Source organism: Vibrio sp. M60_M70 (assembly GCF_037162085.1).
GTDB classification, from domain to species: Bacteria; Pseudomonadota; Gammaproteobacteria; order Enterobacterales; family Vibrionaceae; genus Vibrio; species Vibrio diabolicus.
Genome location: NZ_JARLUL010000002.1, coordinates 588,125 through 608,263, shown reverse-complemented (window position 1 = coordinate 608,263; position 20,139 = coordinate 588,125). Strand labels below are relative to the sequence as shown.

17 protein-coding genes are annotated in these 20,139 nt (G+C 47.0%); 8 read left to right on the top strand and 9 right to left on the bottom strand.

The genetic code is table 11. The features are described from left to right. Positions 1-124: 124 nt before the first annotated feature. Together P4S59_RS18490 and P4S59_RS18485 are read left to right on the top strand one after the other, a co-directional pair. Positions 125-1,273 (top strand): aminotransferase-like domain-containing protein, encoded by a 1,149-nt coding sequence (locus P4S59_RS18490; RefSeq protein ID WP_182018749.1) that lies wholly within the window; start codon positions 125-127, stop codon positions 1,271-1,273. A 412-nt stretch (positions 1,274-1,685) separates the two neighbouring features. Continuing rightward, a complete protein-coding gene (locus tag P4S59_RS18485) occupies positions 1,686-2,714 on the top strand; it encodes a hypothetical protein (RefSeq protein ID WP_337168832.1) in 1,029 nt (342 codons plus the stop codon). Between the two features lie 103 nt (positions 2,715-2,817). On the opposite strand, the gene P4S59_RS18480 is transcribed toward P4S59_RS18485, so the two are convergent. Then, positions 2,818-3,147: a DUF4156 domain-containing protein gene (locus P4S59_RS18480; RefSeq protein WP_114323403.1), complete on the bottom strand. Its 330-nt coding sequence runs from the start codon at positions 3,145-3,147 to the stop codon at positions 2,818-2,820. A gap of 195 nt (positions 3,148-3,342) precedes the next feature. Between P4S59_RS18480 and P4S59_RS18475 the strand changes: the two genes are divergently transcribed. Then, complete coding sequence (locus P4S59_RS18475) at positions 3,343-4,053, top strand: lipoate--protein ligase family protein (RefSeq protein ID WP_337168831.1); 711 nt, start codon at positions 3,343-3,345, stop codon at positions 4,051-4,053. Positions 4,054-4,334: 281 nt separating this feature from the next. Continuing rightward, on the top strand, positions 4,335-5,903 hold the full coding sequence (locus tag P4S59_RS18470) for a DEAD/DEAH box helicase (RefSeq protein ID WP_337168830.1): 1,569 nt from the start codon (positions 4,335-4,337) through the stop codon (positions 5,901-5,903). Positions 5,904-6,009: 106 nt separating this feature from the next. Here P4S59_RS18470 and P4S59_RS18465 read toward each other — a convergent pair whose 3' ends face one another. Then, positions 6,010-8,889 carry an MGH1-like glycoside hydrolase domain-containing protein gene (locus tag P4S59_RS18465; RefSeq protein WP_337168829.1) on the bottom strand — a complete coding sequence of 960 codons (2,880 nt, stop codon included), beginning with the start codon at positions 8,887-8,889 and terminating at the stop codon, positions 6,010-6,012. Between the two features lie 220 nt (positions 8,890-9,109). Between P4S59_RS18465 and P4S59_RS18460 the strand changes: the two genes are divergently transcribed. Continuing rightward, a complete protein-coding gene (locus P4S59_RS18460) occupies positions 9,110-10,021 on the top strand; it encodes a LysR family transcriptional regulator (protein ID WP_100088689.1) in 912 nt (303 codons plus the stop codon). Here the strand turns inward: P4S59_RS18460 and P4S59_RS18455 are convergent. After that, the gene (locus P4S59_RS18455; RefSeq protein WP_006741404.1) at positions 9,974-10,909 is read right to left on the bottom strand and encodes a LysR family transcriptional regulator; all 936 of its coding nucleotides are present in this window, start codon (positions 10,907-10,909) and stop codon (positions 9,974-9,976) included. The two genes, P4S59_RS18460 and P4S59_RS18455, sit on opposite strands and share 48 nt — an antisense overlap. A 215-nt stretch (positions 10,910-11,124) precedes the next feature. On the opposite strand from P4S59_RS18455, the gene grxB reads away from it, so the two are divergent. Both grxB and P4S59_RS18445 read left to right on the top strand, forming a co-directional pair. Further along, positions 11,125-11,754, top strand: coding sequence for a glutaredoxin 2 (gene grxB / locus P4S59_RS18450; protein ID WP_248379496.1), 630 nt, complete (start codon positions 11,125-11,127; stop codon positions 11,752-11,754). A 10-nt stretch (positions 11,755-11,764) separates the two neighbouring features. Then, positions 11,765-12,889, top strand: a complete 1,125-nt coding sequence (locus tag P4S59_RS18445) for an alkene reductase (protein WP_337168828.1) — start codon at positions 11,765-11,767, stop codon at positions 12,887-12,889. Between the two features lie 83 nt (positions 12,890-12,972). Here P4S59_RS18445 and P4S59_RS18440 read toward each other — a convergent pair whose 3' ends face one another. The 3 genes from P4S59_RS18440 to P4S59_RS18430 are packed head-to-tail and all read right to left on the bottom strand — an operon-like array spanning position 12,973 to position 15,359. Then, on the bottom strand, positions 12,973-14,031 hold the full coding sequence (locus tag P4S59_RS18440) for a zinc-binding dehydrogenase (protein WP_237308740.1): 1,059 nt from the start codon (positions 14,029-14,031) through the stop codon (positions 12,973-12,975). Positions 14,032-14,035: 4 nt separating this feature from the next. Then, positions 14,036-14,548 carry a 2,4'-dihydroxyacetophenone dioxygenase family protein gene (locus tag P4S59_RS18435; protein WP_025633388.1) on the bottom strand — a complete coding sequence of 171 codons (513 nt, stop codon included), beginning with the start codon at positions 14,546-14,548 and terminating at the stop codon, positions 14,036-14,038. 49 nt (positions 14,549-14,597) lie between these two features. Beyond that, positions 14,598-15,359: an SDR family NAD(P)-dependent oxidoreductase gene (locus P4S59_RS18430; RefSeq protein ID WP_237308738.1), complete on the bottom strand. Its 762-nt coding sequence runs from the start codon at positions 15,357-15,359 to the stop codon at positions 14,598-14,600. 131 nt (positions 15,360-15,490) lie between these two features. Between P4S59_RS18430 and P4S59_RS18425 the strand changes: the two genes are divergently transcribed. Further along, positions 15,491-16,492, top strand: a complete 1,002-nt coding sequence (locus tag P4S59_RS18425; protein ID WP_337168827.1) for an AraC family transcriptional regulator ligand-binding domain-containing protein — start codon at positions 15,491-15,493, stop codon at positions 16,490-16,492. A 64-nt stretch (positions 16,493-16,556) separates the two neighbouring features. Here P4S59_RS18425 and P4S59_RS18420 read toward each other — a convergent pair whose 3' ends face one another. From P4S59_RS18420 to ehuR, 3 genes are all read right to left on the bottom strand, one after another. Next, on the bottom strand, positions 16,557-17,834 hold the full coding sequence (locus P4S59_RS18420; RefSeq protein ID WP_005392736.1) for a TRAP transporter large permease: 1,278 nt from the start codon (positions 17,832-17,834) through the stop codon (positions 16,557-16,559). Next, positions 17,831-18,388, bottom strand: coding sequence for a TRAP transporter small permease (locus tag P4S59_RS18415; RefSeq protein ID WP_258634053.1), 558 nt, complete (start codon positions 18,386-18,388; stop codon positions 17,831-17,833). The genes P4S59_RS18420 and P4S59_RS18415 overlap by 4 nt, the downstream gene beginning before the upstream one ends. A 132-nt stretch (positions 18,389-18,520) precedes the next feature. Beyond that, the gene (gene ehuR / locus P4S59_RS18410; protein ID WP_080936811.1) at positions 18,521-19,954 is read right to left on the bottom strand and encodes a MocR-like ectoine utilization transcription factor EhuR; all 1,434 of its coding nucleotides are present in this window, start codon (positions 19,952-19,954) and stop codon (positions 18,521-18,523) included. Between the last annotated feature and the right edge of the window lie 185 nt (positions 19,955-20,139).

Genomic DNA, 20,139 nt, shown 5'->3' with positions numbered 1-20,139 from the left:
GAGTAAACTTTCGCTCAAATAGCATAAATGGACATATTTAACAGCATAAATGGACACACCAAGCTTGGCAATTTACCTATACTATTTCTGACATAAAAAAAGACAATTACGAGAAGCACAGCACATGGAAATAGCACAGTCATTACAACAAACTAAGTCATCCTACATTCGAGAGATCCTCGCAGCAGCGAGCGATAAGAACGTCATTTCTCTTGCGGGTGGCTTACCGGACGAAAAAACCTTCCCGATCGACTTGATGAAACCGACGCTCGAAAACCTCGCGAACATGCCAGAGGTGTTTCAATACGGCGCAACAGCAGGCTACGCACCGCTACTTAACTTTTTGACCGATTATTATCAGCTACCAGAATCTCATTTGGCGATGATCACAACGGGTTCTCAGCAAGGGCTAGATTTGATTGCGCGTGCGTACGTGAATCCGGGCGATAAAGTGGTGATGGAAGCACCGAGCTACCTTGGTGCTATGCAAGTATTCGGTTTAGTGCAAGCCAACATCGTGACCGTTTCGCAAACCGAGTGTGGCCCAAACCTTGAAGAACTCGAGCAATGCTTTGCCACGCAGCAACCAAAAATGTTCTACGCCGTACCTGATTTTCACAACCCAACGGGCGTATGCTGGGCGCTAGAGACTCGCCAAAAAGTTGCCGAGCTTTGTATCCAATACGACGTGGCATTCATTGAAGACGCACCATACCGCGAGCTGCGTTTTTCTGGTGAAGCACTGCCGCTGGTTTCGGATTTCTGCCCGCAGCACTCCATCGTGTTGCGCTCTTTCTCCAAAATCGCCTCACCAGGCTTGCGTATTGGTGTGGTAACGGGCAAACGCAGTTACCTTGAGCCACTCATCAAAATCAAACAAGGTGCCGATCTGCACTCTAGTATTCCTATGCAAGCTTTGCTGCATGGTCTACTGCAACATGACAACTTCGAAACGCACATTTCAACCATCTGTGCGCTTTACAAATCGCGTTACGATGTCATGTTTACTGAGTTGCAAAAACAGCTGCCAGAAAGTTGCGTACTCAAACCTGTTGATGGTGGCATGTTTGTCTGGGTAGAAATTCCAGAATGCGACACCTTCGAACTTGCGAAGACCCTTCTTGCAAACTGGGTTGCTGTGGTGCCAAGCCCGGTATTTTATCCGGAAGGTTCAAAGGTAAAAGCCGCTCTGCGTCTTAACTTTACCAATGCCACACCAGAAGAACTGACGACTGCTGTCACTCGACTTGCGGATGTACTCAACGCTTTGTAATTGAGCGCATACGTTAGAATCTGCCTTTGAGATTCGAAAAAGTCTCAAAGGCAGCATCAAAAAAGTTCCCCAAAAAATTTTATATTTTTCTCTCAAATCAACTCTCTACAGTAAGTGCCTGTTTTCTCTTGATCCTCTCACTCATATAAAAATGAGAACCTAATCACGTATTTGATGGTTAGAAAAGTTACGTCTATCTTTCAAACAAAAGACATCAACTTCGCAGCATTAATGTTCTCAATTTCAGACACTTTACTCAGTCGTGGCTTAGCGATTGAGTAAACGACTAGAAAGCATCTGCGGGCATACCCACTACGAAGGATTGACCAGAACCATTCTGAATGTCGCGAGCCAGTCTTTTGATTGGCAATTACGTCAGTGAATCGCACCAAATGACAGAGGGGTTATCAGGATGAACACTCGAACCACGACAGGACTCGTCGCCACTGGCTGGTCCGTTATCTTTTCACTTTTTACCGCATTCGCCGCGTATGCGAATACGTCTCCAAACTGTAGTGATGTTTTAGCGGGCAACACAACTGCCGTATCGCAAAAAATGATGGTTTTACTGGGCGAAGACATCACTAAATCCAACCGCATCACCACGGTGATTCCAGCCAAAAACAATCCATTTGTGACCGAAGCACTGGTCTCGGTTTCCAACGACGTGTCACCCAATGGACGTTTGCCACAAAAGACATTGGAAGAGATCCGAAAAATACGCTCAGATTTAGAGAAAGCCGCACAGGAAGTGAGCCGATTACAAGGTACTTTTGAAGTCGCATTTGTTAGCTTGATTGATGGTTACTGCCAGTTCTCGAACCACGAACTTACTCAGCATGCCAAAATCGACTTTGACCATTTGGAAGGTCTCACGTTGTATTCAATCCCCGCTTTGCTAGCAATGGTGGATCAATCTTACGCCATGGCAGAAAATAGAATTGCTAGCGAGCAGGAACAGTTAAGCAACATCGAGAAAGAACAACAGAGACAGAAACAGCAAGCCAGTGCTGCCGCAGCAGCACGTTACCAAGACGGTAACGTGTTGGTGAAAGTCGAGAATTTTGATGGCTCTAATGTGACGTTTTCCGTCACTAACGTCGGTTCACAAGGTTCATTACAGCCAAACTTCAACACGTTTAATGCCTATCGCACCGAAAGCGGAGAGCTAGTGTATAAATCGGAGTCTTTGTTGAACTTAGCAGATACTGCGGGTAACACGCTTGAAACCATTGGGATCGCAGAGCTCTCATCACGAGGGGGAAACAACTTGTCAATCTCTCCGGGTGAAACCCGAAAATTCGTCACCAGTATCGCGTCAGAAGTCGCACCACACGCACAGTTAAGCTTAGAGTTCCCGGCCAAAGTATTAAATACCGAACAAGACTTCACGCTGTCATTTTCTGACACGACGGCTGTGGCTACAGCGAACGTAAATTAACTGAAAAGTGCTCATCACAACGAGCACAGACGTAAACTTGTTGTTTGGCAGCAAACTCAAAGACAGGCACATTTCGCCTGTCTTTGCTTTCGGAAAAGTAAAATTATGGCTGTTTGCACTTATAAGCATTAGCAAACATCGTCACTGACGTAGAAAAGCTTAACGGTTGGTATAAATACAAGGTATCTGCGCCTAAATCTGCCGCCTTGATGCGCATTTGGTTTAGCGTACCCCAAACCATGTCTTTATCTGCGTGCAGCCAATAATCATAAAAGTGCCCTTCCGAGCCAATTACCGTTCCCATTAGCTCGCAGTTTTCAATCGCATTCACGTTGTCCCAAAGCACTTGGACTTGCTCAGATTCTTGGGTCGGGAACGTCACACATCCCGTCAATGATGCCGCTAACGCAAGACACATCACTCGCTTTTTCATAGTCATATCGCCTAAAAATTATTTAGATGGCGGATTTTATGAATTGCTTATGTGATGACCAACAAAATATTTCTATCGCCCCTTTAAATAGAAATAATGGAAGCGAAGAAAACTCTAAAGGCAGCGTATACCGCTAGTAATCACATGACATCTAAGATAAAACAGTAGCGATAATATACGGATGAGGGATAGAGTTTGGTTTCTAAAAATAAGCTAATTCGCTATACGGCTACGGAAGTCGCTGATGCATTTGAAAAAGAAGATGAGCTCATTAAACAAGTTCAGTCCAACCAACTCTCGCAAGTGCTATTACTTTGGCAAGTAAAAAGCCCGACGCTCGTGCTTCCCGCAGGTAAAAAGTGGCCTATTTCTAACGAGTTAGAACATGCGTTAAATGCGTCTGGCTGGAAACTCTTTTCCCGTAAAACTGGTGGTGCCCCCGTCCCTCAAGTACCGGGTATTATTAATCTATCCCACATCTATCACTGGCCAGACGGTGAGCCTTACGACATCAAGAAAGCGTATCTCGATTTGTGTGCGATATTAACGGTTTTCTTTAAACAGCTCGGCGTGAAAGTGGATGTTCATGCTACGCCTTATTCCTACTGCGATGGCGAGTACAACCTCAACATTGGCGGGCAAAAAGTCGTGGGAACCGCGCAGCGTGTTTTACTTAAAAAAGGCGGCGGACAAGTGGTATTGTCACAAGCATGCATTCTGATTGATGCCGACGTCGAGAAGATTGTCGAACCAGTACGAATGTGTAATCAGCTTTGTGGTCACAGCGATGATATTCGTGGCGATGTCCACACACCGCTCTTCAATCATATATCCGACCGCCTCTCGATAGATTCACTCTTTCAGCAACTGACTAGCGCGTTTTTAATGCATGCTAAAGCGGAGTAATGAAAGGATCAAGCCTCCCCCTTGCTCCGAAAAGCATTCGATAAACTCAAACTGCATGCCGTGATAGCGATGTAAGAATGGGCATCGCCAACGTAAAACCATTCAATCGATCAAACCAGTTATCAGTTTTGCCTGCCAAAAAGAAATGAGATCCAGTTCAAATATTTATCTATGACAGAATTAGTTGAAGCCTGCGCGTAAAAGCCTCAGAATGTCGCACCTTTCGTACCGATTTGTTTTCGGCGCGTTGTTATCTAACTCTACAATTGAGAATCATACATATGGGTTTTACCTCTTTAGGTCTATCTGCTCCAATCCTTAAAGCTATTCAAGAAAAAGGCTACGACACCCCTTCGCCAATTCAGGCAAAAGCAATTCCTGCTATTTTGGAAGGGAAAGACGTAATGGCAGCAGCGCAGACTGGTACAGGTAAAACTGCAGGCTTTACGCTACCGATTCTTGAGCGTTTATCGAATGGCCCTCGCGTTCGTGCTAACCAAGTTCGTGCACTTATCCTGACGCCAACGCGTGAACTTGCGGCTCAGGTACAAGAAAACGTGTTTATGTACGGCCGTCACCTCCCACTAAGCAGTGCGGTTGTTTTTGGTGGTGTGAAGATCAACCCGCAAATGCTGCGTCTTCGCAAAGGTGCGGATGTGTTGGTTGCGACGCCAGGCCGCCTGATGGATTTGTACAACCAAAATGCGGTGAAGTTCGACCAACTAGAAGTTCTGGTACTGGATGAAGCAGACCGTATGTTGGATATGGGCTTTATCCGTGACATTCGTAAGATCCTAGCTCTGCTACCAAAACAACGTCAGAACCTACTGTTCTCGGCGACTTTCTCGGATGAGATCCGCGATCTTGCGAAAGGCTTGGTGAACAACCCGATTGAGATTTCAGTGAACCCGGCAAACTCGACGGCGAGAACGGTTGAGCAAAGCATCTACCCAGCAGACGTGAAGAAAAAAGCACCGATGTTGGTTAAATTGATCAAAGACGGCGATTGGAAGCAAGTGCTGGTGTTTACGAAAACGAAACACGGCGCAAACCGTCTGGCGAAGTTCCTTATCGAACAAAACCTACCTGCTGCTGCCATCCACGGCAACAAGAGCCAAGGCGCACGTACCAAAGCACTGGCGGATTTTAAATCGGGTGAAATTCGTGTGTTGGTCGCGACGGACATTGCTGCGCGCGGTATCGATATTCCTCAATTGCCGCAAGTGGTGAACTTTGAGCTACCTAAAGTGGCAGAAGACTACGTTCACCGTATTGGTCGTACTGGCCGCGCGGGCGAAGTAGGTAAAGCTATTTCACTGGTATGTGCGCTAGAAGCATCTGAGTTGTTTGCGATTGAACGTTTGATTCAAGAAGTGCTACCACGTAAAGAGTTGGAAGGTTTTGCGCCAACCAATGTAGTGCCAGAATCTAAACTGGATACTCGTCCAATCAAACCGAAAAAACCTAAGAAGCCGAAAAAACCAAAAGCGCCAAATGCTGCGGGTGAAAACGCTCCAGCAACCGAAAAGAAAGCGGGCAATGGCGCAAACAAACCTAAGCGTCGCTTCAACGGTGGTAACAACGGCAACAAAAACAGCACCAACCAAAGCGGTGCGGACAAGCCTAGAGGCAACCGTGAAGGCCAAGGTCGTGCAAACAGTAAACCAGATGACCGCAAACCTAACGGCAACAAGCCAAATGGCAATAAACCGAATGGAAATAAACCAAACGGTAATAAGAGTGGCAACGCTGGTAAACCGTCTGGTAACCGCAAGCCAAACAATGCTAAGCCTGCAGGAAACAAACCATCAGGTCAGCGCCGTAAACCTCGTCCGCAGGCTGCAAACTAATCTGTAAACGGCCACCGATAGCAAATACAACAAAGCCGCTGATAATCTCAGCGGCTTTGTTTTTCTTAGAACACAGTTTTTTAGAACACAGCGTTGTTAAAACAGCCTACATTAAAGGTGTGATTCGAATATCAGCGATTTGCGCTTCGTTCTTTTCACCCTCAATACCACCAGCGTAGATGTAGGTTTCGTTCGATGTGAGGTAACTCATATTGAAGTGGTCCTTCAGCGCGATCTGATAGGTTTTTCCCTGCTCCAGCGCCACTTCAATTGGCGTTGAGTAACACATACCTTGGTTTTCACCAATATGGCCCATCTGCAAGTAACCTTGGCCAACCACTTTACCTGCATCATCCAATACCTCTAACAGTTTCACGGTGTTCGTGATGCCGGTATTAAGTTGTCCTAGGTTATTGTTGTACCAAGCATCGAACTGGTAAGTGCCCGTTACAGGAGCTGTAAACGACTCTGCACCTTTTACGAGGCCACTGTCTTTGCTCACCGTAACCACTGAGACATTGTCTTTGAGTGGCTGATATTCACCATCAAGTTTGATGCGGATCTCTTCACCGACACAAACCGGTTGGCTTGGGTTAGAACGGAAGCCTTTATCGTTAATGCTTTCAGCCAAATAACAAGCAAAACCTGTTGGCGTATCGGAATAAGATTGAGCAATCACGTTCTTTTGAATCAGCTCGCCATTGCGATACAAGTTCACGTTGTACTTGCTCATCACGTCAATCGAAACCGAATTATCAACGCTTTTTACCACCAATGTTGGCTCTTGCGGAGAATAAACGCGGCTATCTTCACTCACATACGGTTTCACCCCAGAAACTAAAGTAATGCTGCTATCTACATTCACAAGCGCGCCCAGTGTCACGTGGAAATGCCCCTTTTCGTCCATCGTTACATTTTCAACTGGGTAGTAGCCTGTTTCATCTTTACTTGCTACAGGCAAGTCAATCGTTACCGAGTAGTTCTTTCCTTTAAAGGCAAAGTTTTCCAACGTGATTTGTTCAGACTGAGCCAACAAGTTATTGCGCACCCAACTTGTGATAAATGGCTTCACTTCCAACTTACCTGTTTCGGTATGGATGCCAAATAGGGTCTCTACCACCATGTTCAAGTAGCCACCCACAGACCAAAGCTGACGCTGAGAGTTAATCACTGGGCCATCCAAGCTCGGATCTTCGCCATAATCACTATGGATGATGAATGACTTACCAGAAAGCCACTCTAAGTTTTCCATGTTGGATAAATTGGTCGCTGTACCACGAACCAACGATTGAATCGCATTGTTCGCCGCAGCCACGTTTTGTGTTTGATGCGCGGCGCGCAAGCTGTACGCGGTAACAAATGGCCAAATTGCGCGGTTATGGTACACAGGCACATCCGGTTGTTGAGGGAAATAAACCGGCACGCCAAACTCACTGTGTGGGTAATTGGCCATGATTTGTTTCGCCTGAGCATCACTTGCCACGCCACTGATGATCGCAAGTGCTTCGCCCAACATGTCGTATTTGTCGACCGCGATGTCTTTGCCATTATCAAACAAATAGCTTACGTACATACCGCGTTCGGCATTCCAAAACTGCTCGTTGATAGCGGTTTTTAACTGCTCAGCCCAATCGGTGTATTTGACCGCGTTGGTTGAATCGTACTTCTCTGCCAACTTAGCCGCGAGCTGAATCGCGCGGTAGTGAACCACGTTTGTCGATAACGCTTTGCTGCTACCAATCGCATTGACATCGTTTGGCGTCCACGTTGAATACGTTTGCTCACGCCAATCGAGGAATGATTGCTCACCAGTGTATAAACCAGATTTCGCATCAAAAGCCGCCAGGCGATCGGCTTCAAGTGTATTACTGATGGCTTTATATGCGCGCTCAGCAAACTGGTTGTACTCTTCTCCATCCAATGCCGAAAGTAAGCGTTCTGCACCAAGCGCCCAAGTCGTGCGGTCGGTACTGATTGGCCAGCTGCCGCCAGTGCCTGTGTCTTGCACAATCTGCTCGCCATCATATTGCTGATCAGTCGTGTCGCGGAAAGCAGACAATTTAAAGTTCAGACCATTTTGCACGCGAGTTGGATTCATCAAAGCAAGCGAAAGGTCTGCTGCGTACGCCAAGTCACGCGTCCACACGTAATGCCATTTCGCGCCCGTCTCAAAAACTTCCGCTTTGATTGGGTTGTTGTAGTTGTAATTGCCGTCTTTGATTTCAGAAACAGCAAGCTGGTCTAGCTCTTTCATCGTCAACGCAAACAACGCGTCAAACGCGACATCACCCGACACCACTCGCGGCCCTGTTTGCTCATTAATCACTAAGCCTTGGTCGAGCGCATCACGCAATTCTGTCGTCGTTGAAATACCAAATTCACGCAGCTCAGCTTTAGGATCTTTCACCGAGAAAATCACGGTATCACTCGAGTCATCGTAATTGGCGAACAGTTTCACTTCTTTACTCAGGTGCCCCTCATGCACCATTGCAGGGTCGAGAATCGCATCAGAGTAGTATTTTTCCGCTTCTTCTTGCGTTGCTTTCGTCACAGTCATTGTCGCGCGACTTTCATCGGCAAAGCTCACAGAAAACTTGTAATACCCTTTGTCTTCAAACGTGATCTCAGAGTTGCAATCATCGTTCATACACGCTTCATTCGTGTCTGGTTTTGGCAGGTACTCCTGAGCTTTATCGAACGCCGCGGGCTCCTCAAAATAGGTGTATTGGATCTGCCAACCCGGATCAGCAATCTTGAACTGATTGCTACCTCGAGCGACGCGCAGTACGGTTTCGTACTCGTTATTACCCAAATAGTTTAGCTTGGCATGCTCTGCCGTGCCCCAATCCCCATTTAAACCACGTAAATATAAGTCGGCTGAAATAATTGGTTTGTCGACTGGCACAGGCGCACCAGAGGAATCTGCCCCACATCCAGCAAGACCAATACAAGACGCGACAGCAAGCGCAATAAAACTCGGTTTCATGTTCATCCCTTAGATTGTTGTTTTGGCGACAGTCTAAAGAACACCTTTTTGAGGGGAAAATAGGAAGTCAGGAGCGAGCTATAGATAACATCTATACGTCAAACCCCAACAGTGATGTAGATCTATGAAATGCGCATAATTTCAATCAAATGAGATTACAGATTTGTGATTTATAAATGAAATTGTGCAAAATACCCCTCGTTCTTAGAGGGGAAAGAAAATGGACAAATCTCTGCAGCAATTTTTACTGGTTGCACGCTGCCAAAGCATCAGCGCTGCGGCAAGAATGGCAGGGTTAAGCCAGCCAACGGTAACAAGCAATTTAAAGAAGCTGGAAGAGAATCTCGGCGTGACGCTGTTTGAACGTCATCCTAATGGCATGGTGTTGACCGAATACGGACGCATCCTCTATCGCCATAGCAACGCGATGCAGCATGAATACAACCAAATGATGCAAAGCATTGATGAACGGAAACAGTACCAAGTCGGAAAAATTAAAATGGGTACTGGCGATGCGTGGTGGCCGCTGTTCGTCAAACAAGCACTCAATGAACATCTGACCAAGCAGCCATCGGCATCTACGCACGTCGAATTTGGTAACCACTTAGGCTTGATGGATTCATTAATCAACGAACAGATTGAATTCTTCATCGGCCACGAGATTGTCGGCTTGTCGTCTAAATGCGATGTTACGTTTATTCCTTTATTTCAAACGGTTGATGCCTATTTTGTTTCCCCAAACCATCCACTGCTAGGGAAAACCGTCACCGAAGAGATGCTGCACGAATACCCCGCTCTTTCAGTCACTTATGACGCTAAGAAATTCGCTCACGTCATCGATAACCCAATCCCGAAACAAAATGAACGCGAAAGGCAGCAACTGGATGACAGACCGACTTACGAAGTGGATTCTCTGCTCGCCAGTATTGATGTACTGAAAGAAAGCGTCGCTGTGATGTCTTATACCGGCCACCTGAAACCGTATTTGGAATCCTTTGGCTTACGATGCTTAACCATGGAAAACGAACCAAACCCTGGCACCGTCGGGATTTATCGCCACCGCCGAGAAACCTCGGAATCGCATCTAGATCTGGTTGCTGGTATCACTCAGCGCGCTAAATTGCTCAACTAGAAAGTCCAAAAACAGGCGAACTCTTTTCGGTTGATATTGGCGGCTTTGATAAATGACATGCAGATCTGCTTCAGCGCCTTGCGAAAAGGCGCTGAAGTTTTTCATATACCCATCCAAAACCGTTACTAAACGTTGTTGTTTGAGGTCTTGCTGAATATCTAAAATCGATTTCAACGCAATCCCCGCACCGTCCAACGCCCATTGTCGAATCACTTCACCATCATCAGAAAAGCGCTTTGGCGTGACCGTGATCGTTTGGTGAGACTCTTCATCTTTAAAGTGCCACGTTTTTAATTCTTCATTGCTGCGCACCATGGCTAAGCTGCGATGGTCCACGAGATCTTGAGGACAGTTTGGGACACCTTGCTTCGCCAAATAATCAGGTGACGCGCACAGCACACGTTGACTCGACGCCAGCTTGCGCGAAATGAGATTACTGTCCGCTAACTCGCCGTAGCGAATCACTAAATCGAGCCCCGATTCAGCCAAGTTCGATAAATTGTCATTAAGATAAAGATAAGGCGTCACATCCGGATATTGCTCAGAAAAAGCCGACACCATCGGCGAAATAATTTGTTTGCCAATATCTCGTGGAGCTGAAATTTTCAACGTTCCGCGCACTTCCGAAATACCCGTTTGAAGTAAGTTTTCCGTCTCTTTCACGCTATCAATGATGTTCAGACAAGCTTGATGGTACATTGCCCCTGCGTCCGTGAGTGATACGTGGCGTGTGCTTCGGTTGAGCAGCTTTACGCCATAGCGTTCTTCTATCGCTTGCAGTCTTGCCGTTACCGTCGCCGGAGATAAACCTAACTCCCTTCCCGCCGCTGCCAGACCTTGATGTTTAACGATGCTGACAAACAACGTCATATCCGAAAACTTATCCATCTTCACGCCCTTATTATTTGGAAAAACTGAATAATCAATTCAGATATTAACCAATTATCAAATTAAGTCGAATCCATATACTGACCCTATCGACATTGTTTAGACCCAGAACGTTATGTGACAGGGCAAAGTTAAACGCCGTAAAGCTGTATTCGGCGTCACTGTGTTCAACGCACAACAACACGCCCTGCCCAGCCAGAGATAGGAAACAAAAAATGAAACTGTACATTTATGAACATTGCCCCTTTAGCGCCCGCGTCCGTTTTGTTGCAGGCATGCTGAATATTCAGCTCGACGTCATCAACATTGCTTATGACGACGAGAGCACCACCACAAACATCATCGGCACAAAACAAGTTCCTCTTTTGATCAAAGGCGATGGTGAAGCCATGGCGGAAAGCTTAGACATCATCAACTACTTCCTTGAGCTGGCATCTTCCAGCGAGAACAGCCAACCCTCAACAGCGGTTTTAGACTGGCAAAAACAAGCGTTTTTACCGCTACAAAAAGTCGGGTATCCGCGTTGGTCAAACATGACGTTACCGGAATTTGCAACAGAAACCGCTAAACAAGCATGGCGTGCAAAAAAGGAAACCGAAGCGTTAAATTTTGAAGCTTTGATTAACGATACACCTGCGATTGCGAAAGAAGTCGCCGCTTTGATAGAACAAACCAAACCCTTGCTCAACCTAAGTTCAGAAAAGCAAACGTCACTGGTTGATCAAGCCATTATGTTCTCCATTCTACGCGGTTTTTTCAGTGCGCCCGAAGTGCAATGGGATCCAGCCGTACTTCACTGGATGGCAACCGCTCGTAAAGCGACCAACGTGCCAGTACTTATCTGAGGAGCGCAACATGAAACAAAGAACAAATAAGCTGTTTGAACCAGCTCAACTAAAAGCGTTGTCACTACAAAACCGTATTGTCATGGCACCAATGACTCGCGCACGCACCACTCAGCCGGGCAACATCCCGAATGAGATGATGGCAACGTATTATCAACAGCGCGCTTCTGCCGGGCTGATCATTTCCGAAGCCACACAAATTTCGGACGATTCTCAAGGCTATTCGTTCACCCCTGGCGTTTACACCGATGCGCAAGTGGCGGGCTGGCAAGGAGTGACCCAAGCGGTCAAATCACAAGGTGCAGCGATGTTTTGTCAGCTATGGCATGTGGGCAGAGTGTCTCACCCAACATTCCAAAATTGTGAACAGCCTATCGCACCATCTGCGCTCGCTCCGGTAGAGACGCAAGTTTGGATTGCGGATGAACAAGGCAACGGCAATATGGTCGATTGTGTTGAGCCACGCGCCATGACACAAGCGGACATCAACCGAGTTGTCGGTGATTTCGCGAACGCAGCCAAACGCGCCATTGAATCGGGTTTTGATGGGGTAGAAATCCACGGCGGGAATGGGTATCTGATCGATCAGTTCTTAAGAACCAACTCAAACCATCGAACAGACAACTACGGCGGTCCACGAGAAAATCGTATCCGTTTTCTTATCGAAGTAGTGGATGCAGTTATCGCCGCTGTTGGTGCGCATCGAGTTGGAGTGAGATTGGCACCATTCATTACGTTTAAAGATATGGACTGCCCAGATATCGTGCCAACAATCTTAGAAGCATCAAAGCAACTACAGGAGCGCGACATTGCCTACTTACACTTGTCCGAGGCCGATTGGGCCGATGCTCCAACGATTCCTGAGGCGTTTCGAGTCGAACTTAGAAAGCGCTTTCGCAACGCTATTATTGTTGCAGGTCGCTACGATCCTCAACGAGCAAACGAAGTATTAGAGAAAGGCTACGCGGATCTTGTCGCATTCGGACGACCATTCGTAGCAAACCCAGACTTAGTCTCTCGCTTGCAACATCACCATCCGTTGGCAGAACTCGATGGCTCAACGTTGTTTGGCGGAAACGAACGAGGCTACACCGATTACCCTGCTCTGCAACAGAAATGCGCAGAACAGGCCTAACAAAAAAAGCCCCAACCTAGCTGCTACGGTTGGGGCTGTCACCAAACTAAACTTGGTTTTGGCTAGCTTAAGTTGGCTAAGAGTTAAACCACTTCTAACGCGCCGCTGCGCCAAGGTTCGATAACGACTTTGATGTGATCATTTGGCGTCATTAACTGTCTAAACGCATCTTCCACACCATCGATTCCCACTTTGGCAGTGAGCATTTTCTGCCAAGGCAACTTATGTTCGGCAATCGCTTGTAGGCATTGCTCAAACTCGTGTGGTTGGTAGTAGTAAGAGAATCTCAAATCGAGCTCTTTTACCGTCGCGTACGCGTAGTTAACGGTTGCTGGAGTCGTATGAATGCCTGATACAACGATTCGTGCTCGGGCAGGAGCACGGCGCATGAAATCATCAATTAAAGTATGTTTGCCAACACACTCATAAATGACCAAACGTGAATTCATTGCGTACTGTGCCCCGACGGCGATCTCGTCTTCCTTGGTCGGGTTGATCAATCGATTTGCGCCAAACTCGCTGGCAAGTTGCAGTTTCTCTTCCTGGAGATCGACCGCAAGAATATTGCTCACACCGCGTTGTTTGAGCGCTGCAATCACCGCCAGCCCTATAGGACCGCAACCGACAACCAGCGCTGTATCTTCCGTTTCGATTTCACTGCGATTGACCGCATGCAAACCGACCGCCAGCGGCTCGGTTAACGCTGCCGCTTCAGACGGTATTTCGTCGGGCACTGGCAGTAGGAGCGCTTCATCAAGTAGGAAATACTCAGAGTAAGCGCCGTAAGTACCCGGAGTGACACCAACGCCTGCGCCATTTTGGCTGAGCAACATCGGCACAGAGGTGACTCGGCTACCGACAGGCAACGTTTGCTGCGTATCGGCACCGTATTCGACAATTTCCGCACAGAATTCATGTCCCAACATCACTTGAGCGTGCTCACCTACTTCATCAGGCATCAACCCGAGCTGGTAGAATACATCAAACACCTCATCCGCGTGTCGAGTAATGTGTAGGTCGGAGCCACAAATCCCACAGGCGAGACTACGAACCAAGACTTGTCCCGCTGCGGGTTTGGGGATTTCGACTTGCTTCAGGCGGACACTACCATCCTGCATTACGATACTGTTCATCTGTTGCATGGGGTTACTCCGCTAGCTCATCACTCAGGGCAGCAATCGCACCCGGTTTGATATAGCGCGCAGTGAAGCCTTGCGCTTTGGCAGCGGCAACCACCACTTGCTCAATCCAACCTGCATCCATGATGTTGATAAAGTTACCCTCTTCGTCAAAGTTAATGTTCGCACCTTGGATCACCATAAAGCCATCTGCGCCACCCGACTCTTCTGGACAGTGAAAGGTATGAATCGAACCGCCCGGCTCATATAAGTAGCTACCAGCGGTTTGGACTTGGTCTGGATACTCGATGTAGTGCCACGCGCCACTCAGTGTATAGAAATGCACCACACCAGTATGGAAGTGCTTAGGCAGAGTGATACCCGGTTTGAACTTGGCGCGAATCACCCACGTACCATTTTCTGGGTCAAGAAACAGCGGGTAAACATCAACACCCGGTAGCGCGTCTTTAATGATCGACTCTTCATTAGTATTAAGAGTTAATAGGAAATCTTGATGCTGAATAACTTCTGGTAATGACATAACTTACATCCTCACTATTGCTGTAATTTGGCGTGCTCGCCTATTCCATCTATCCCATGAGCGGGTACTTAAAATTCTCGAAACCGTCAGATGCGCTAATGGTGCAGCCGTTGATACAGTTGGCTTTCTCGCTGACAAGAAACGCTACCACGTTGGCAATCTCTTCTGGTTGCGTGAAGTTTTGGCGCATCTGTTCTTTGCGGATGTGGTTCCACAAGCCGATCTCTTCGTATTGCCTTAACATCGGAGTATCGACACGTCCCGGAGCGACGGCACACACACGAATATCCAGAGGCGCTAACTCTAGAGCGGCGCATTTGGTCATCATATCGACTGCGGCTTTACTGACGTTGTAGGTAAACGTCATCTCGGAGGCCATTTGGGCGTAAATGGAAGAGGTATTGAGGATCACGCCCGGTGTCCCTTGCGCTTGGAATTGTCGTCCAGCGGCGAGAATGCCATAGTAAACGCCGTTTTGGTTGACTTTAGAGATAGGCTCAAAGTCGGCGATAGGATCATGTTCAAGCAGAGGTTTCGGTGCGCCGATACCTGCATTGTTGACCATGATGTCAAGTGAGCCAAATTGTTCGACCGCGTACCTCACCATGGCTTCGACTTGTTGGTAATCGGTGACGTCCGCAACAAAGGTTTCCAACTGCTTAGAGCCAAAACTTGCGTACATTTGCAGTGATTGCTCTGAAATATCGACAGCAAGCACTTTGGCTCCTTGCTCTCTTAGCTTTGCAATAATAGCTTGCCCAATTCCACCCGCAGCGCCAGTCACGATGGCAGTTTTATTGATAAGTTCCATACAGCTTCTCATCCATGCGTTGTTGTTATCGAAATGTAACTTAGATCAACTCACTGGCACTCACTTGACCTTTTACGAAGTAAATTTGATATATTGCGATTTACAACCTGTTAACATTTAAAAATCGAGACATGTATATCGTACGAAGTGGCGCTGCCGATAAATTTGATAGCTTGGTTTCAGAATTAGGTCAGAATCCGCAAGAGATAATGGCCGCTGCTGGCCTGTCTGCCGCGCAGTTTCGCGATCCCGATACGTATCTCGCTTATCCAAGATTGGCTGAATTGCTGGAGGAAGCGGCTGCTCGTTGTAAGCAACCGTTGTTTGGTGCGTTACTCGCCGAGCGCCAAAACCTGCAAAGTTTAGGCGATTTGCCGATGCTGGTTTCTCGTGCTGAAACGGTCGGTGATGCATTGGCGCGAGTGAATGATTATCTCTATTTGCATTCGTCAGGCGTTACTCTCAACATGACGCCACAAGATGATTGGGTACGATTGTCGCTCAATATTGATGTGAATAGTGACCGCGGTATTGCGCAGTTGATGCAGCTCAGTGTGTCACACTTAGCCATGTTTATCGCCAGTTTGCTCGATATTGAAGCAAGCCACTTCGCGCTCCATTTGACTCAACACGCAACCTTGGAAGTAGAGCAAAGCAAGTTTGCTCAGCAGAACAAACTGCGTTTTGGTGATAAGTTTGACGGTATCCTACTTAAAGCGAGCCTGCTTAACGCTAAGAACCACCAAGATGAAGACGCACTAGAGCGCCATTTTCAGCAGCACCTCAAAGAGCTGCAAACTCGCTATCCCAACAATCTCAGTGACCAAGCGGCCAATATGATTGGTCGTTTGCTATCGACTGGAGAATGCAGCGTGGAGCGTGTCGCCAGAGCATTGGATTTACACCCAAGAATGCTGCAAAGCAAGTTAAAACAACAGGAAACAAGTTATCGACAGTTGTTACAACAAGTACGACAGGATTTTGCCGAGCAGCGTTTAAGTGAAAATATTCAGAGTATTACCGATATCGCATTGCAACTGGGCTATGCAGAACCCGCGGTATTCAGCCGTCACTTTCGCAGTTGGACGGGGAAGTCTCCCAGCCAATGGAGACTGGAGAAAAGAATAAGTTGAACCAGTTTGAGAGCAAAGATTAAAAAGCCGCTGATATTCAGCGGCTTTGAGCGTTTAGTCGATACTATCGAAACGCTAGATCACGCAAGAAAAGTGAAATCGAAGGGAAGAAAATCAGCATCACAGAGACCAAAAGCAAGATGAACACAAACGGTGGTGTGCCGCGAATCACTTCCACATAAGGACGTTTAAACACGGCAATCGCGGTAAAAATATCACAACCGAATGGCGGCGTTGCAGAACCTATCGCAGCTTGCAAGGTCACGATGGTGCCGACCAGTACTGGGTCAATGCCAGAGGACTTAATCACAGGTGCAAAGATAGGGATCAAAATCAGCATCACTACGATTGGATCAACGAACATACAACCAATAAAGAACGCAATTGAAATAACGACCAGTAACTCGGTCTGCGAAAGATCATTAATCCCGATCATACCCAACAATTCTTGCGGGATCTGGGCAAATGAAATTACCCAAGAAAAAGCAGCCCCTGCTGCGACTAAGATAAATACCACCGCGGTAACCATGCCCGTAGAAAGCGCGATTTCGCCAAGCTCCTTCCATTTCACTTTACGGAAGATAACCATTTCTAATAACACAGCGTACAACACCGAAACCGACGCCGCTTCGGTAGGGCTAAATACTCCAGCATAAATACCGCCAACAGTAATGATCGGAAAACCAAATGGTAAAACCGCTTTACGTATTGTGGTCCAACGCTCTTTCCAGCTGGCTCGCGGGGCATTTTCTACAGAGCTTTTGCCTGCATAAAAATAACAGTAGGCAGAAAACATCAATAAAATCACGATCGCTGGTCCAATACCAGCAATAAACAGCTCAGCAACCGATGTTCCAGACACCACACCATAGATGATCATACCGATACTCGGTGGAATAAGGAGCGCTAAGTCAGAGGCGTTAATAATCAAAGCCAGAGCAAAACTGTCTTTGTAACCATACTCCAACATTTTCGGTCGCATAATAGAGCCAACAGAAACAACGGTGGCTTGTGTAGACCCCGATACCGCACCAAACATCGCACAGCTAAGCGATGAGGTGATCGCCAGACCGCCACGAACGTGCCCAACAAACGCCATTGCGACATCTAGCAAGCGCGTTGCTGCCACGCCTCGGGTTATAATTTCTGCCGCGAGAATAAACATAGGCACAGCGATCAACGCAGCGGGTTTGATGCCAGCAAGCATTTGCTGGATCATAAAATCTGGCCCCAAGCCAAGAAAAACAATAAATCCCAACATGGTCGCCGCTAATAGCGGTACCAACATCGGAAAGCCAAAAGCCAACAACGTGATCATCGTTGCAACAAGAGCGGTCGTCATAGCGCTTTCTCCTGCTTAGTGGCAGAGCCGACGCCATCTGGTCGAGATGAGCGTGAAAGCTTTGTCAGCGTTATGAAACGTTTGATATGGCGACCACCCACACGCGCGAACTGAACCGTGCTAAAGAAAAGGCCAATCGGTGCGATTAAGTACACCCAACTCAAAGGTACTTGCATTGCAGGAGAAAGACGCCCCATTTGGCTCACCTTGCCAATGTATTGCCACGAATACCAAGTTAGCACCGCCACCAATGCTGCGGTGAGTAAATAAATAATGCCGTTGGCTAAAGTTTGTATACGCTTTGGAAGCATATCGGTAAATGCCGTCATACGGATATGGCGAGATTGGCGGGCAGCATAACTGCAACCAATAAACGTGACGGCGATAATGAGGAAATAATTGAGTTCTTCTGAAAAGTAGATGCTTTGGCTAAAGAGGTAGCGCCCTAACACGTTAGCAATTGAGTTCAACGCAATAAGAAGCACCGAGCCAATGAGCAGTGCCGCCTCCGCTTTCTGTATATATTTATCTAGCCACTGAAAAATCCCTTTCATCCGCGCTGCTCCTGATCAACAAAAATGTTAATGAAACGTTATCTTTTTCATTACAATCAAGTCAATCAGGTGAATAAGAAAGATTTTCTGAACTTGGCGCTTTCGCAGAAAAAATTGGTCAGAGCATACTGCTCAGACCAAAAAGTGAGAGGTTGGAGGGTTTGTATCGAGAATTTCTGCAATCACAGATAACCCATGCTTGATGTAGCCTCGATTAGTCTCTGCTCCCAAACTGATTCGCACGTAAGGCATTGGCTGATTAGTATCGAGAACAAAAGGTTTATACCCCGTGATCTGCACCCCAGAACGCTTAGCCGAAGCGACCAGATCATCACTGCTCCACTGCTCGGGTAACCTCAACCAAATGTGCTGACCATTCGGGTGTGAGCTATAAACATGCCCTTCTAAGGTGGCTTTTGCTATTCGCTGGCGCTTGGCAAATTCATTGACTTGAAATCGAACAAGTCGATTTAATGTACCGTTCTCGATCCACAAATGAGCGACTTCAAACGGTAGCGGGGTCGCAGACCAACTCGTCGCAGCTAAACGGCCAATCGCATGCTGCAAAAAATGACGTGGGACCGTTAAATAGCCCGTACGCATACCTGGCGCTACGACTTTGGTTAAACTGGTGACATAAAAAGCCTGCTCGGGTAACAGTGCGGCGAGAGGTGGGACACGATTGGGCTCTAGTGCCCCATACACGTCATCTTCAATCACGTAGATCTCATACTGCTTCGCAATATTTGCTATCGCCTCTCGGCGCGAAATATCCATATGCGCACTATTCGGATTGGCCATGCTCGGTGTGCAACACAGCGCCTTGATTGGTTTGTGTTTACATGCCCATTCAAATGCATCCGGCGTGATACCAAACTCATCCATCTCAAGCGGCTGTAACTTAAATCCAAGCATTCTCGAGCGAGAGATCAAGCCATGATCGACTAAGTGACCACAAGCGACTAAATCACCGTGTTCAACAACGGTGCTTAAAGCCAAGGTCAAGCCATGGCATGCACCATTTGTGAGTAATATTTGATCGGTACCAACGTCTAACCCTTGGCTACTGAGAAATCGCGCTCCGGACTCAATATGATGAGGCTGACCTGTTACTGGCTTTGCTTTACTGATCAAACTGCGATTGTTTGTTTGCCCAGCAATTTCCATTAACGCCTGATTAAAAAGCGTAATGTGGCGATCAGTTACTACCGGATGAGCGATCGACATATCAATTTCATCCGGCGTTTCTTTCATCTCTTGCGTCAGCATGAACTCCGTGTCCGTGCTTTCATCCACAAAGCCTGATTTTACAAACGTACCGTTTCCCACCCAAGACTCGAGCGCACCTTTTTTCTCTGCATAACCATATGCATGACTGACGGTTTGTACGCTCACGCCAATTTGCTCCGCAAACTCACGATGTGTGGGTAGTCGAGTACCGGGTTTTAGGTAACCACTGCGGACACATTCGACAAGATAATTGCCAATGGAGATGTACTTAGCGGTGCCTGGGCGAATGATCGGGTTCAAAGAAATTGTCATGACACAATATTTTAATTGATTCATTTTTAATGCTCATTGTAACTTCAATTTAACAAATGGCGAGTTTTTAGCCATCAAATGCGGTGTAATGCACAAAAATGAGCCACAATTGTAATGATTGACATGAGAAATATAGATTCAACAAACATGTTAAATGGCATCGTTTAATCCAAACCCAGCCGCAGTGGTGAGTTGCAATAGTTTTTAAA